Source organism: Burkholderiales bacterium, assembly GCA_015075645.1.
GTDB lineage: Bacteria > Pseudomonadota > Gammaproteobacteria > Burkholderiales > Casimicrobiaceae > VBCG01.
The window spans coordinates 333,223-345,845 of record JABTUF010000007.1; the positions used below are offsets into that span (position 1 = coordinate 333,223).

Annotated in this window: 14 protein-coding genes and 1 tRNA gene; 6 read left to right on the plus strand and 9 right to left on the minus strand. The window is 70.5% G+C overall.

Going from position 1 to position 12,623, the window contains the following annotated elements; translation table 11 throughout:
• Positions 1–188 precede the first annotated feature (188 nt).
• The 4 genes from clpX to HS109_19470 all read right to left on the minus strand — a co-directional run bounded on the left by clpX (position 189) and on the right by HS109_19470 (position 3,740).
• A complete protein-coding gene (gene clpX / locus HS109_19455; protein ID MBE7524526.1) occupies positions 189–1,457 on the minus strand; it encodes an ATP-dependent Clp protease ATP-binding subunit ClpX in 1,269 nt (422 codons plus the stop codon).
• A 34-nt stretch (positions 1,458–1,491) separates the two neighbouring features.
• The gene (clpP, locus tag HS109_19460; GenBank protein MBE7524527.1) at positions 1,492–2,109 is read right to left on the minus strand and encodes an ATP-dependent Clp endopeptidase proteolytic subunit ClpP; all 618 of its coding nucleotides are present in this window, start codon (positions 2,107–2,109) and stop codon (positions 1,492–1,494) included.
• A 115-nt stretch (positions 2,110–2,224) separates the two neighbouring features.
• Positions 2,225–3,532, minus strand: a complete 1,308-nt coding sequence (locus HS109_19465) for a trigger factor (protein ID MBE7524528.1) — start codon at positions 3,530–3,532, stop codon at positions 2,225–2,227.
• A 123-nt stretch (positions 3,533–3,655) separates the two neighbouring features.
• A tRNA-Leu gene (locus HS109_19470) sits at positions 3,656–3,740 on the minus strand.
• A gap of 269 nt (positions 3,741–4,009) precedes the next feature.
• Between HS109_19470 and hpnC the strand changes: the two genes are divergently transcribed.
• Genes hpnC through HS109_19485 form a run of 3 tightly spaced genes read left to right on the plus strand, consistent with a single transcriptional unit; the run spans position 4,010 to position 7,093 of the window.
• Complete coding sequence (hpnC, locus tag HS109_19475) at positions 4,010–4,843, plus strand: squalene synthase HpnC (GenBank protein MBE7524529.1); 834 nt, start codon at positions 4,010–4,012, stop codon at positions 4,841–4,843.
• 34 nt (positions 4,844–4,877) lie between these two features.
• Positions 4,878–5,711, plus strand: coding sequence for a presqualene diphosphate synthase HpnD (gene hpnD / locus HS109_19480; GenBank protein MBE7524530.1), 834 nt, complete (start codon positions 4,878–4,880; stop codon positions 5,709–5,711).
• 2 nt (positions 5,712–5,713) lie between these two features.
• Entirely contained in the window at positions 5,714–7,093 is a 1,380-nt protein-coding gene (locus HS109_19485; GenBank protein ID MBE7524531.1) for an FAD-dependent oxidoreductase, read from the plus strand.
• 57 nt (positions 7,094–7,150) lie between these two features.
• Here the strand turns inward: HS109_19485 and HS109_19490 are convergent, their stop codons facing one another.
• Both HS109_19490 and smpB read right to left on the minus strand, forming a co-directional pair.
• On the minus strand, positions 7,151–8,899 hold the full coding sequence (locus HS109_19490) for an acyl-CoA synthetase (protein ID MBE7524532.1): 1,749 nt from the start codon (positions 8,897–8,899) through the stop codon (positions 7,151–7,153).
• Complete coding sequence (gene smpB / locus HS109_19495) at positions 8,839–9,303, minus strand: SsrA-binding protein SmpB (GenBank protein MBE7524533.1); 465 nt, start codon at positions 9,301–9,303, stop codon at positions 8,839–8,841. Before smpB ends, HS109_19490 begins: the two co-directional genes overlap by 61 nt.
• Before the next feature lie 26 nt (positions 9,304–9,329).
• On the opposite strand from smpB, the gene HS109_19500 reads away from it, so the two are divergent.
• From HS109_19500 to HS109_19510, 3 genes are read left to right on the plus strand one after another with little or no spacing between them, the layout of a single operon-like run.
• On the plus strand, positions 9,330–9,767 hold the full coding sequence (locus HS109_19500) for a type II toxin-antitoxin system RatA family toxin (GenBank protein MBE7524534.1): 438 nt from the start codon (positions 9,330–9,332) through the stop codon (positions 9,765–9,767).
• Entirely contained in the window at positions 9,764–10,084 is a 321-nt protein-coding gene (locus HS109_19505) for an RnfH family protein (protein ID MBE7524535.1), read from the plus strand. The genes HS109_19500 and HS109_19505 overlap by 4 nt, the downstream gene beginning before the upstream one ends.
• Positions 10,085–10,121: 37 nt before the next feature.
• Positions 10,122–10,709 carry a C40 family peptidase gene (locus HS109_19510; protein ID MBE7524536.1) on the plus strand — a complete coding sequence of 196 codons (588 nt, stop codon included), beginning with the start codon at positions 10,122–10,124 and terminating at the stop codon, positions 10,707–10,709.
• On the opposite strand, the gene HS109_19515 is transcribed toward HS109_19510, so the two are convergent.
• The 3 genes from HS109_19515 to HS109_19525 all read right to left on the minus strand — a co-directional run bounded on the left by HS109_19515 (position 10,706) and on the right by HS109_19525 (position 12,621).
• Positions 10,706–11,365, minus strand: coding sequence for an ankyrin repeat domain-containing protein (locus HS109_19515; protein ID MBE7524537.1), 660 nt, complete (start codon positions 11,363–11,365; stop codon positions 10,706–10,708). The genes HS109_19510 and HS109_19515 overlap by 4 nt on opposite strands.
• Positions 11,355–12,131: a TatD family hydrolase gene (locus HS109_19520; protein ID MBE7524538.1), complete on the minus strand. Its 777-nt coding sequence runs from the start codon at positions 12,129–12,131 to the stop codon at positions 11,355–11,357. Before HS109_19520 ends, HS109_19515 begins: the two co-directional genes overlap by 11 nt.
• A 112-nt stretch (positions 12,132–12,243) precedes the next feature.
• Complete coding sequence (locus tag HS109_19525; protein ID MBE7524539.1) at positions 12,244–12,621, minus strand: PilZ domain-containing protein; 378 nt, start codon at positions 12,619–12,621, stop codon at positions 12,244–12,246.
• Between the last annotated feature and the right edge of the window lie 2 nt (positions 12,622–12,623).

Below are 12,623 nucleotides of genomic sequence, written 5' to 3' on the forward strand. Positions count from 1 at the left end.
TATGCTGCAAATTCAATGGCTTGAGGCCATGCACGGCGCGCCGAACCGAGGACGCCTCCCGGCCGGAACCCGTGAACCATGTCCCCACGGTACCACAGGCCGCCGACCACGCCCGCAGCGGACGCGGCGCCGGCGCGCCGGCAGTCCCGCTGCCGGTTCCGGCGGCGCCGCAGGGTCGGGAGGGTCTTCTAGGCCTTGCCGGCCGCGACCTTCGCGGTCTCGGCGAACATCAGAAGCGGCTTGCCGTCGTGCGTGATCGTCGATTCGTCGACGATCACGCGCGCGAGGTTGGCGAGCGACGGCAGGTCGTACATCACGTCGAGCAGCGTCTGCTCGATGATCGAGCGCAGTCCGCGCGCGCCCGTCTTGCGGGCGAGCGCCTTGCGCGCGATGGCGCGCAGCGCGCCTTCGCGGATCTCGAGCTCGACGCCCTCCATCCGGAACATCTTCTGGTACTGCTTGATCAGCGCGTTCTTCGGCTCGACCAGGATCTCGATCAGCGCGCCTTCGTCCAGCTCGTCGAGCGTCGCCACCACCGGCAGGCGGCCGACGAACTCCGGGATCAGGCCGAACTTGATCAGGTCCTCGGGCTCCGCCTGGCGCAGGAGCGTCGTGATGTTCTTGCGGTCGTCGGGCGAGGCGACCTCCGCGCCGAAGCCGATGCCGGTCTTGGCGCTGCGCTGACGGACGATCTTCTCGAGTCCGTCGAACGCGCCGCCGCAGACGAACAGGATGTTCGTCGTGTCGACCTGGACGAACTCCTGGTTCGGATGCTTGCGCCCGCCCTGCGGCGGCACGCTCGCGATCGTGCCCTCGATCAGCTTCAGCAGCGCCTGCTGCACCCCTTCGCCCGACACGTCACGGGTGATCGACGGGTTGTCGCTCTTGCGCGAGATCTTGTCGATCTCGTCGATGTACACGATGCCGCGCTGCGCCTTGTCGATGTCGTAGTCGCACTTCTGCAGGAGCTTCTGGATGATGTTCTCGACGTCCTCGCCGACGTAGCCGGCCTCGGTGAGGGTGGTCGCGTCCGCGATGACGAAGGGAACGTCGAGGAGCCGCGCGAGCGTCTGGGCGAGCAGCGTCTTGCCCGACCCGGTCGGGCCGATCAGGAGGATGTTCGACTTCGCGAGCTCGACGTCGTCTTCCTTCGCGCCGGATTCGAGCCGCTTGTAGTGGTTGTAGACCGCGACCGACAGGATCTTCTTCGCCGGCTCCTGCCCGATCACGTACTGGTCGAGGATCGAGCGGATCTCGTGCGGCGTCGGGAGCTTGTTGCGCTCGCCCTGCGCCTCGCCGGCGGACGAGCCCTCCTCGCGGATGATGTCGTTGCAGAGCTCGATGCACTCGTCGCAGATGAACACCGACGGACCGGCGATGAGCTTCCGCACCTCGTGCTGGCTCTTGCCGCAGAAGGAGCAGTACAACAGCTTGTCGCCGGAATTTTTGTCGGCCATTCAATGACCTGCGATGGGTACCCGAGAACGGACTTTACGCCCCGGCGACCCGCTTGTGCAAGACCTGGTCGACGATGCCGTAGTCGCGGGCGGCGTCGGCCCACAGGAAGTTGTCGCGGTCGTGGTCGCGCTCGACCTGTTCCGCCGGACGCCCGGTGAAGGCGGCCATCTGCGTGATGAAGCGCTTCTTGAGGTCGATCACGTACTGCGCGTGGCGCTCGATGTCCGACACCTGGCCCTGGAAGCCGCCCGAAGGCTGGTGGATCATCACCGTCGAGTTGGGCAGCGCGAAGCGCTTGCCCTTCGCGCCGGCGGCGAGCAGGAAGGCGCCCATCGACGCCGCCATGCCCACGCACATCGTCGAGACGTCCGGCTTGATGAACTGCATCGTGTCGAAGATCGCCATGCCCGCGGAGACCGAACCGCCCGGCGAGTTGATGTAGAAATGGATGTCCTTGTCGGGATTCTCGGACTCCAGGAACAGCATCTGTGCGACGATCAGGTTGGCGGTCGCGTCGTTCACCGGGCCGACCAGGAAGACGATGCGTTCCTTCAAGAGCCGCGAATAGATGTCGTACGCGCGCTCGCCGCGTCCACTCTGCTCGATGACCATCGGGATCAGCCCGAGGCCCTGCGGTTCGTGCATGCTCATCGTTGCTATTTCCCGCGTTGTAGTTGACAAGGCGCCCGCCTCCGGGCGCGGCGCGCCTCCCTCCCGCACAAGATGGGACGCGCGGGCCCCGACGTCAAGCGGGAGCGCCCGGCAGTCAGGCCCGCGCGGGCTCCATCAGCGCCTCGAAGGTCGTCGGTCGGTCGACAACGCGGGTGCGCGTCAATACCCAATCCACGACGTTCTTCTCGACTGCGGCGGTCTCGAACTCGGTCAGGCGCTCGGGCTTCTCGTAGTGCCAGCGCACGACGGCGTCGGGCTGCTCGTAGGTCTGGGCCGCGGCTTCGACGCGGCTTCGCACCTGCTCGCGCGTCGCGGCGAGTCCGTGGTTGCGCACGAGGTCGCCCAGCACGAGGCCGATGACCACGCGATCCTCCGCCTGCTGGCGGAACATGTCCGGCGACAGTTTCGCGTCCTCGGGCTTCATGCCCTGGCGGCGCAGGTTCTCGGCGGCCGCGTCGGCCATCGCCTGCATCTCCTGCTCCACCAGCGATCGCGGCGGCGTGAACGTGGCCTTCGAGCGCAGCGCGACCAGCGCCTGGTCGCGGATCACCGTCTCGACCTTGCGCGCGAGTTCGAGTTCGAGATTCTGCGAGATCTCCTTGCGCAGGTCGTCGAGCGAACCCGATGCGACGCCGAAGCCCTTCGCGAAGGCATCGTCGAGTGCCGGGAGCGTCGGCGCCGAGACGCGCTTCGCGGTCAACGCGAAGCTGGCGCGCTTTCCCGCGACTTCCTTGCCGTGGTAGTCGTCGGGAAAGACGAGCGGAAACTCGATCGTCTGCCCGGCGCGCACGCCCGAGAGCGCCGCCTCGAACTCGGGCAGCATCCGGCCTTCGCCGAGCGTGATGGTGAAGTCGCGCGCCTGTCCGCCGGGAAACTCGACGCCGTCGATCGTGCCGGTGAAGTCGACGAGCACGCGATCGCCGTCGGCCGCGCCCCGGTCGACGTCGTGCCAGGTCGCGTTCTGACGGCGCAGCACCTCGATCGTGCGGTCGACGTCGGCTTCGGTCACGTCGACCTGCGGCCGCTCGACCGTGACGGCCGAGAGATCCGCGAGCGTGATCTCCGGATAGACCTCGAAGGTCGCGGCGAAGGCGAGTTCGTCGGGCCGGGCCGGATTCGGGGCGGGCTCGATGCGCGGCATCCCGGCGATCCGGAGGTTCTGCGCGCGAACGGCGTCGTTGAAACGCGTGTTGACCGCTTCGGTGATCACGTCGGTGCGCACCTGCGGCCCGTACTGCTGCGCCACCATCTTGACGGGCACGTGGCCCGGGCGGAAGCCCGGCACCTTCGCGGTGCGGGCGAGGTTCCCCAGGCGTTTCTGGATCTCGCCTTCGATGTCGGCGATGGGCACGGCGACCTCGATGCGTCGCTCGAGGCCGGATGGGGCGGGAGTCTCGGTCATGTCGGGTTCGTCTTCCGAAGGCGTCTGCGAATCGAGAGGCTCGCGCGGACGGGGCGTCCACGGCGTGCGTGCTACAGTCGTACCGGACGCGTCACGTCGCGTCGAACGTCGGCGGGCGGTGGCTGGTGCGAAAGGGGGGACTCGAACCCCCATGGGTTGCCCCGCCGGAACCTAAATCCGGTGCGTCTGCCGATTCCGCCACTTTCGCGGCGCACGGGCCCCGCCTCGACTGCTCGTCCCGCCGAATCCCGGAACACCACCCCGGCTGCCAAACGGTCAATTATAGCGGAATGCCGACCGACGGGCGATGCGCTCGTCGCGCCCGCACCCTCGCCGATCGCGCCCTTGGACTCGCCCGACCCCCGTTGCCCGCGCTTCGCGATGTCGCGGGGTCGCCCCCCTGGTCCGTTCACGCGGGTGCGCGCCGCGGCCGTGACGCATCCTGCCGGTCGTCGGCTGGCGTGGGGGATCTGACCCTTGTCCGTCGGCCACTACGAGAATTTCCCGGTCGCCTCCCGCCTCGTGCCTCCGCGCGAGCGTCGCGCGGTCGTCGCCCTCTATCGGTTCGCGCGAGGCGCGGACGACCTCGCCGACGAGGGCGACGACCCGCCGGCTGTGCGGCTCGCGGCCCTTTCGCGCTACCGGCGCGCGATCGACGCGATCGCGGGAGGCGTCCGCGACCCGATCCTCGAGGAGGCGCCGTTCGCCGAACTCGGCCGCGCGGTGCGCGAGCACGCGCTCCCCACCGCGCCGCTCGCCGACCTCCTCTCCGCGTTCGCCCAGGACGTCACGGTGCATCGCTACCCGGATTTCGCCGCGCTCCGCGACTACACGCGGCGTTCGGCCGATCCGGTGGGCCGCCTGCTCCTCGCGCTCTACCGCCGCGCGACCGACGGCAATCTCGCGCTCTCCGACGCGATCTGCACCGGCCTGCAGCTCGCGAACTTCTGGCAGGACGTCGCGATCGACTGGACCAAGGGCCGCGTCTACCTGCCGCAGGACGACCTCGCGCGCCACGGCGTCGCCGAATCGCAGATCGCCGAAGGACGTTGCGACGATCGCTGGCGGGAGCTGATGCGGTTCGAATGCGCGCGCGCGCGCGAACTCCTCGTGCGCGGCCGCCCGCTCGCCGCGCGCCTGCCGTGGAGGATCGGGCTCGAGCTTCGCGCGGTGGTCGCCGGCGGGCTCGCGATCCTCGAACGCATCGACGCGACGGGCGGCGACGTGTTCCGTTTCCGCCCGACGCTCTCCGGCGCGGACTGGGCGCGGGTCGGGTGGCGGGCGCTCCGCTCGTCGCTCGCCCCGGGCTGATCGGGGCGATGCGAAGAGTGCCGGGGAAGCGCACATGACGCCCGACGAATACTGCGCCTCGAAGGCCGCGCGGAGCGGCTCGTCGTTCTACTACAGCTTCCGCCTGCTGCCGGAGGATCGGCGGCGCGCGATCACCGCGCTCTACGCGTACTGCCGCGAGGTCGACGACGTCGTCGACGAAGTCCACGATCCCGTCGTGGCGCGCGCGAAGCTCGCGTGGTGGCGGCTCGAGGTCGCGTCGATCTTCGGAGGAACCCCGGCGCATCCGGTGGCGCAGGCGCTCGTGCCGGTCGTGCGAAAGCACGGCCTCGTGCGCGACCAGCTCGAGGCGGTGATCGACGGCATGACGATGGATCTCGACCAGGTCCGCTACGCCGACTTCGCCGACCTCGAGCGTTACTGCCATCGTGTCGCCGGCGTCGTCGGGCTGATGTCGGCCGAGATCTTCGGCTACGAGGATGCGGCGACGCGCGGCTTCGCGCGCGACCTGGGCATCGCGTTCCAGCTCACCAACATCGTTCGCGACGTCGGCGAGGACGCGAGGCGCGGCCGCATCTACCTTCCCACGGACGAACTCGCGCGCTTCGGCGTGAGCGCGTCGGCGATCCAGGCCGCGAGGATGGAGCCCGGGTTCGTCGAACTCATGCGTTTCCAGATCGCACGCGCGCGAAGCTGGTACGACCGCGCGATGGGACAGCTCGCCGCGCGCGATCGGAAGTCGCAGCGCCCGAGCCTCGCGATGGCGGCGATCTACCGGACGCTTCTGGACGAGATCGAGCGCGACGGCTGCCGCGTGCTCGATCGGCGCATCGCGCTCACGCCGCTGCGCAAGCTGTGGATCGCGTGGCGGGTCGCGCGGACGGGCTGATCGTGGGAGCCGCCGCCTCGATGCGCCCGCGCGTGTCCGCGCCGGTCGCCGTGATCGGCGGCGGATGGGCGGGCTGCGCCGCCGCGTGGACGCTCGCGAGCCGCGGCATCCCGGTGGTGCTGCACGAAGCCGCGCCGGTGCTGGGAGGCCGCGCACGGCGCGTGGAGCGCGCCGGCATTCCGATCGACAACGGGCAGCACCTGATCGTCGGCGCCTACGAATCCACGCGCACGCTCCTGCGGAGGGTGCACGGCGGACGCGTCGATCCCGGATTGCTGCGCCAACGGCTCGCGATCGTGCCGTTCGCGCCGGACTCGGGTTCGCTCGCGCTGCGGGCACCCCGCCTCGCGCCGCCGTGGAACCTCGCGACGGCCCTCGCGCTCGCCCGGGGACCGCGGCTTTCCGAACGCGTCGACGCGCTGAGGTGGCTTCGCACCCTCCACCTCTCGGGCTTCGAACGCGACGGCGGCGAGACCGTCGACGCCATGCTCTCGTCGCTCCCGCCGCGTATCGCCCGCGGCCTGTTCGCTCCGCTCGCGCTCGCGGCGCTCAACACGCCGACCTCCCGGGCGTCCGCGCGCGTCTATGCGCATCTGCTCGATCGCATATCGCGCGCGCCGGGCGGATCGGACTTCCTGCTGCCGATCCTCGATCTGTCCGAACTCCTGCCGGAACCCACCGCGCGGCGCATCGAGGCCCGCGGCGGCGAGGTGCGGCTGCGTTCGGGCGCCATCGTCGTCGCGGCGTCGGACGACGGCGTGGACATCCGCTCGGGAGGAGCCACCTGGCGCGCCGCGGCGGCGATCGTCGCCGTGGGCCCGCACCAGCTCGGCCACGCGCTCGCTCCCGGATTGGCCGAGCTGCCCGCCGCCGTCGATGCGCTCGCGGCGGTCGGCGCGATGCGCTACGAGCCGACGGCCACGATCTACCTGGGGTTCCGCGAGCGGCTTCGCCTGCGCTCCCGCATCCACCGCCTCGACGACGCGCCGGGCCAATGGCTCTTCGATCGCCGCGACGTCCTCGAACGCGCACCGGAAGCGGCCGCGGCGCGCGTACTGCGCGGTCTGGTCGCGGTCGTGATCTCCGCAGGAGGCGCGCACGACGATCTCGACGCCAAGGCGCTCGCGGGACGCGTGCACATGCAGTTGAAACGCCTGCGAGCGTCGTTCCCGGTACCGGTGTGGTCGCAGGTCATCGTCGAGCGGCGGTCGACGTTCGCCTGCGTGCCCGGACTGCGCCGGCCCGCTTCGCCGGTGCTCGGGCCGCGCCTCCACCTCGCCGGCGACTACCTCGATCCTGCGCTCCCCGCGACACTGGAAGCCGCGGTCGCGAGCGGCGAGGCCGCAGGGCATGCCGTGGCGCGCGCGCTGCGCCACGGATGACCGCGGTTGCGGTCGCGTGCTCGACCTGCCGGCATGACGTGACGGCGATGCGGCGGATCAGAGCTTCCGGGCGCGCTCGCGAAGCTGGAATTTCTGGATCTTGCCGGTCGAGGTCTTCGGCAGCGGGCCGAACACGACGGTCTTCGGCGTCTTGAAGGCGGCGAGGCGCTCACGGCACCACGCGATGATCTCCCCGGCGCTCGCCTCGCCGGCGTCCGGCTTCAGCGTCACGAACGCGCAGGGCGATTCGCCCCAGCGTTCGTCCGGCCGCGCCACGACCGCGGCTTCCATCACCTTCGGATGGCGGTAGAGACACTCCTCGACCTCGAGCGAACTCACGTTCTCGCCTCCGGTGATGATGATGTCCTTGCTGCGGTCGCGAACCTCGGCGTAACCGTCCGGATGCCAGACCGCGAGATCCCCGGTGGAGAGCCACCCGTGCTCGAACGCCTTCGCCGTCGCTTTCGGATTCTTGAGGTAGCCCTTCATGATCGTGTTGCCGCGGAGCATCACCTCGCCCATCGTCGCGCCGTCGCGCGGCACGCTCGCGCCGGTCGCGGGATCGGCGACCCTGACCGAGGCGAGCGTGGGCATGGCGACGCCCTGCCGCGCCATCCTGCGCGCGCGTTCGGCGAGCGGCAAACCCTCCCAGTCGCCCTGCGGCACGCACAGCATCGCAGGGCCGTAGGTTTCCGTGAGGCCGTACAGATGGGTCACGCGGAAGCCCATCGCCTCCATCGCCTCGATCACCGCGGAGGGCGGCGCCGCGCCGCCGGTGGCGACCTCCACGCGCTGGTCGAAGGCGAGTTTCGCCTCCGCCGGCGCGTGGATCAGCATCGACAGCACGACCGGCGCGCCGCACAGGTGCGTGACGCGGTGGTCGCGGATCGCGCGGAACACCGCCGCCGGCTCGACCCGCCGGAGGCACACGTGCGTGCCGCCCGCCGCGGTGACCGCCCAGGTGAAGGTCCAGCCGTTGCAGTGGAACATCGGCAGCGTCCACAGGTAGACGCTGTCCGCGGAAAGCCGCATCGCGAGCGCATTGCCGAGCGCGTTCAGGTACGCGCCGCGGTGGTGATAGACGACCCCCTTCGGGTCGCCGGTGGTGCCCGACGTGTAGAGCAGCGCGAGCGAATCCCACTCGTCGATCGGGCCGGGCCATTCGAACCGCGGATCGCCCTCCCGCAGCAGCGACTCGTAGGCCACGTCGCCCAGGCGCTCTCCGCCCGGACCCTCCGGATCGTCGATGTCGACGACGAAGATGTCGCGGCCGAGCCGCGAGAGCGCCTCGCGCATGACCGGCGCGAACTCCGGATCGGTCACGAGCGCCTTCGCCTCGCCGTGGTCGAGGCAGAACGCGAGCGTGGCCGCGTCGAGCCGCACGTTGAGCGCGTTCAGGACCGCGCCCAGCGCGGGGACCGCGTAGTGCAGTTCGAGCAGCGCGGGAATGTTGGGCGCCATCACCGCCACGGCGTCGCCGCGACGGATGCCGCGCCGCGCGAGCGCGCTCGCGAGCCTTCGCGCGCGCTCGCCGAACTCGCGGTAGGTAAATGCGAGCCTCCCGTGCCGGACGGCGACCCGGTCGGCCCACACCTCGGCCGCGCGTTCGAGGAAGCACACCGGCGTGAGCGCGACGTGGTTCGCCGCACCGACCGCGAGGTCGCGCACGAACGGGTGGTCTCCGGGCAGCGGGCCGTCGCTCACGTGCTCTCCTGCGGCGGGGGCGGTCGATTCCGGCGGCCGCGTCAACCGGTGCGCCCGGTCCGCGTCCGCTCCCGCAGCAACCGCTGCTGTTCGCGGCCCCATTCGCGTTCGCGGATCGAGTCGCGCTTGTCGTGCTGTTTCTTGCCCTTCGCGAGGCCGACCTCGAGCTTGATCATCCCGCGCTTGTAGTGCAGGTCGATCGGGACGAGCGTGTAGCCGGCGCGCTCGACGCGGCCGATGAACCGGTTGATCTCGTCGCGGCGCATCAGGAGCCGCCGCGTGCGGGTCGGATCCGCGTGCACGTGCGTCGACGCCTGGGCGAGCGGCGAGATGTGCGCACCGACGAGCGACACCGCGCCGTCCTTGACGACGACGTAGGCCTCCTTCAGGTTCGCGCGGCCGGCCCGGATGGCCTTCACCTCCCAGCCTTCGAGCGCGAGCCCGGCCTCGACGCGTTCCTCGATAAAATAGTCGTGGAACGCCTTCCGGTTCTCGACGATGCTCATGGCCGGATTGTAACGCCCGCCTTCCGATGAAACGCATCTGCCACTCGGTGCTCGTCCCCTACTCGGCGCAGGAGATGTACGCGCTGGTCGACCACATCGAGCGCTATCCCGAGTTCCTGCCGTGGTGCGCGGGCGCCCAGGTGACGGCGCAGGCGGACGGCGCGAAGCGGGCGCGCCTCGACATCGACTACCACGGCATCCGGGCGCACTTCACGACGTCGAACGTCAACAGCAGCGGCGCGTCGATCGTGGTGACGCTCGTCGACGGGCCGTTCCGGCACCTGCACGGCGAGTGGCGCTTTCGTGCGTTGGCGGAGGCGGCGTCCAAGGTCGAACTCGAACTCGCCTACGAGTTCGCGAGCGGCCTCCTCGAACGCGCGGTCGGTCCGGTCTTCGACCACATCGCCTCGACCTTCGTCGAGGCCTTCGTGCGTCGCGCGGGCGAGGCGTACGGCGAGCGATGACGTCGATCCGGATCGCGGTGGCCTGGGCGTCCGCGGCGGCGCAGGAAGTCGTCGACGTGACGCTGCCCGCGGGCGCCACGGTGGCCGACGCGATCGCCGCGAGCGACGCGCTCGTCCGCGCCGGCGTCGACGCGAAGATCGCCGGCTATGCGATCTTCGGCCAGGCCGCGCGGTCAGACACGCCGCTCCGCGATGGCGATCGGGTCGAGGTCACCCGCCCGCTCGTCGCCGATCCGAAGGCCCTGAGGCGCTCCCGCGCGAGGGACCGCCCGCTTGCGCCCGCGCGCCCGCGTCGGCTCGTTGGCAACCGTTCCTGACCGCCACGGCTGGCGCGGCCAGCCGACTTCGGCCACAATGCGCGGCCCGATGGCCCGCATCTCCGCCCTGCCCGTCCTCGCCCTCGCCGCCGTGCTCACGGCCGCGCCCGTGCGCGCCGACGTCGCGACCGCGGACGGGGCCGCACCCGCGCTCTCTCCGGTGGAAACCGTCTGGCGCGGCACCCAGGACCTCGCGATCTACGCGTTGGGACTCCTCGGCGTCCGCTACCGCTACGGTGGGGAATCGCCCGAGCGCGGCCTCGACTGCAGCGGGCTCGTGCGCTACGTGTTCGGGCAGGTCACCGGCGTCACGCTGCCGCGCACGTCGCGCGAACTCGCGAAGGTGGGCGCGCCGGTCATGCGCGACGACCTGCAGGTGGGCGACCTCGTGTTCTTCGACACCCGCCGGTTCGCGTTCTCGCACGTCGGCATCTACCTCGGCGACGACCGGTTCATCCATGCGCCGTCGCGCGGCAGCGAAGTCCAGATCTCCGAACTCGACAACCGCTACTGGCGCCGGCATTTCAACGGCGCCCGCCGGCTGATCGGCGTCCTGCCGGGCCTCATTCCGGAGGCTGCGGCGGGGGTGCCCGTCGCCGCGCCTGCCGCGGCGCTCGAACGCTAGTCGCGCGCGCCCGCGCGTTTCAGCCGCTCGACCAGCTGCTCGTCGTTGCCGCGCTTCGCCCAGTCGAGCGCCGAGGCGCCGTTCTCGTTGCGGCGGTTGACGTCGGCGCCGCGCGAGATCAGGAGCAGAGCGGTCGAGTAGCGGTTCTCGCGCACCGCCATCATCAGCGCGGTCGTGCCGTTCGGCGCCGCGGCGTTGATGTCGGCGCCTTCGCCCAGCAGCCAGCGGACGAGGTCGTCGTGGCCGCCGGTCGCCGCGTAGATGAGCGGCGTCCAGCCCCTCATGTTCACCTCGGCGCCCTTCTGGCGCAGCGCCTTGGCGATGCCGGCATGGCCGTTCAGCACCGCGAGCATGAGCGCGGTGTCGCCATAGCGGTTGCGCTTGTCGACGTCGGCCTTCGCCGCGAGCAGCACCTCGACCACCGAAGCGCTGCCCGCACGCGCGGCCGCGACGATCACCGGGTCGCCGTTCGCGTCGACGCTGTTCGGATCGACGCCGCGCGCGAGGATCGCCTTCACCTGGTCGCCACGGTCGTTCGCCGCGGCGATGGAGAGGTCCTCGAGGAGTTGCTGGGCCGACGCCGGAGGCGCGAACGCGAGCATGAGCGCCAGCACGGCAGGCAGGACGGCGGAGATGCGTCGTAGGTCAAAGGACATGGGGGTCGATCCTGAACAGTCGGAAGAAATTGGCGGAGGTCGCGTTCGCGATCGCGGCCACGTCGGCCTCGCGCAGTCGCGCGATCGCCTCGGCGACGTGCACCACCCACGCGGGCTCGTTCGTCCTGCCCCGATGAGGCACCGGCGCGAGGTAGGGACTGTCGGTCTCGACCAGCATCCGTTCCAGCGGCACGCGTTTCGCGACCTCGTGGAGGTCGCGCGCGTTCCGGAACGACACGATGCCCGAGAACGAAATGTGGAATCCGAGATCGAGCGCGGCGGAGGCCACCTCCCACGACTCGGTGAAGCAGTGCATGACGCCGCCGACCTCGTGCGCGCGCTCCTCGCGCATGATCGCGAGCGTGTCGTCCGCGGCGCTCCGCGTGTGGATCACCAGCGGCTTGCCTGACTCGCGCGCCGCGCGGATGTGGGTGCGGAAGCGCGAACGCTGCCACTCGAGATTCCCGCTGAGCCGGTAATAGTCGAGTCCCGTCTCGCCGATCGCGACGACCTTCGCGCGCGACGCCCGTTCGACGAGCGTCGCCACGTCGGGCTCGACCGTGTCCGGATAGTCGGGATGCGTGCCGACGGTCGCGTACAGGTTCGCATGCTCCGCGGCGAGCGCATGCACCCGCGGCCAGTCGGGCAGGTCGACCGAGATGCACAGCGCATGCGTCACCCGCGCTTCGCGCATGGCCCGAAGCTTCGCGGGCAGGTCGCCCGCGAGTTCGGGAAAGTCGAGGTGGCAGTGCGAATCGACGAACACGGCAGTTGTCAGTTGACAGTTGTCAGTTGTCAGTGGTTCGGCGCGGATGCGCGGCACGCAGGCACGGTGCGCAGTTGCTGACAACTGTCAACTGTCAACTGACAACTGACAACTACAACGTATGGGTCGGTCGCGAGGACGCGAGGGTCTCGCCCAGGATCTTCTCGATCGCGGCGCGGGCGGCGGCGCCGGTCTCGTCGAGCGTGAACTGGACGCCGATGCCCTGGGTCCGGCTGCCCTGCACCCCCTCCGGCGTGATCCACACGACCTTGCCCTGCACCGCGATGCGGTTGGGATCGTCCATCAGCGACAGAAGCATGAACACTTCCTCGCCGAGCGCATAGGAACGGGAGGTGGGAATGAAGATGCCGCCCCCCTTGAGGAACGGCATGTAGGCGGCGTAGAGCGCCGCCTTCTCGCGGATGTTGAGCGACAGCACGCCGGGGCGCGCGGCGCCCGCCTGTGCGGCGGCATGCTTGGGATCGGCCATGG

Excerpts from the sequence above, each read along its gene's own strand:
- HS109_19505 (MBE7524535.1), top strand. The coding sequence starts at position 9,764 with ATGACGTCGATCCGGATCGCGGTGGCCTGGGCGTCCGCGGCGGCGCAG.
- clpX (MBE7524526.1), bottom strand. The coding sequence starts at position 1,457 with ATGGCCGACAAAAATTCCGGCGACAAGCTGTTGTACTGCTCCTTCTGC.
- HS109_19490 (MBE7524532.1), bottom strand. The coding sequence starts at position 8,899 with ATGGGGCCGCGAACAGCAGCGGTTGCTGCGGGAGCGGACGCGGACCGG.
- HS109_19510 (MBE7524536.1), top strand. The coding sequence starts at position 10,122 with ATGCGCGGCCCGATGGCCCGCATCTCCGCCCTGCCCGTCCTCGCCCTC.
- HS109_19465 (MBE7524528.1), bottom strand. The coding sequence starts at position 3,532 with ATGACCGAGACTCCCGCCCCATCCGGCCTCGAGCGACGCATCGAGGTC.
- HS109_19500 (MBE7524534.1), top strand. The coding sequence starts at position 9,330 with ATGAAACGCATCTGCCACTCGGTGCTCGTCCCCTACTCGGCGCAGGAG.
- HS109_19515 (MBE7524537.1), bottom strand. The coding sequence starts at position 11,365 with ATGTCCTTTGACCTACGACGCATCTCCGCCGTCCTGCCTGCCGTGCTG.
- hpnD (MBE7524530.1), top strand. The coding sequence starts at position 4,878 with ATGACGCCCGACGAATACTGCGCCTCGAAGGCCGCGCGGAGCGGCTCG.
- HS109_19525 (MBE7524539.1), bottom strand. The coding sequence starts at position 12,621 with ATGGCCGATCCCAAGCATGCCGCCGCACAGGCGGGCGCCGCGCGCCCC.
- clpP (MBE7524527.1), bottom strand. The coding sequence starts at position 2,109 with ATGAGCATGCACGAACCGCAGGGCCTCGGGCTGATCCCGATGGTCATC.
- smpB (MBE7524533.1), bottom strand. The coding sequence starts at position 9,303 with ATGAGCATCGTCGAGAACCGGAAGGCGTTCCACGACTATTTTATCGAG.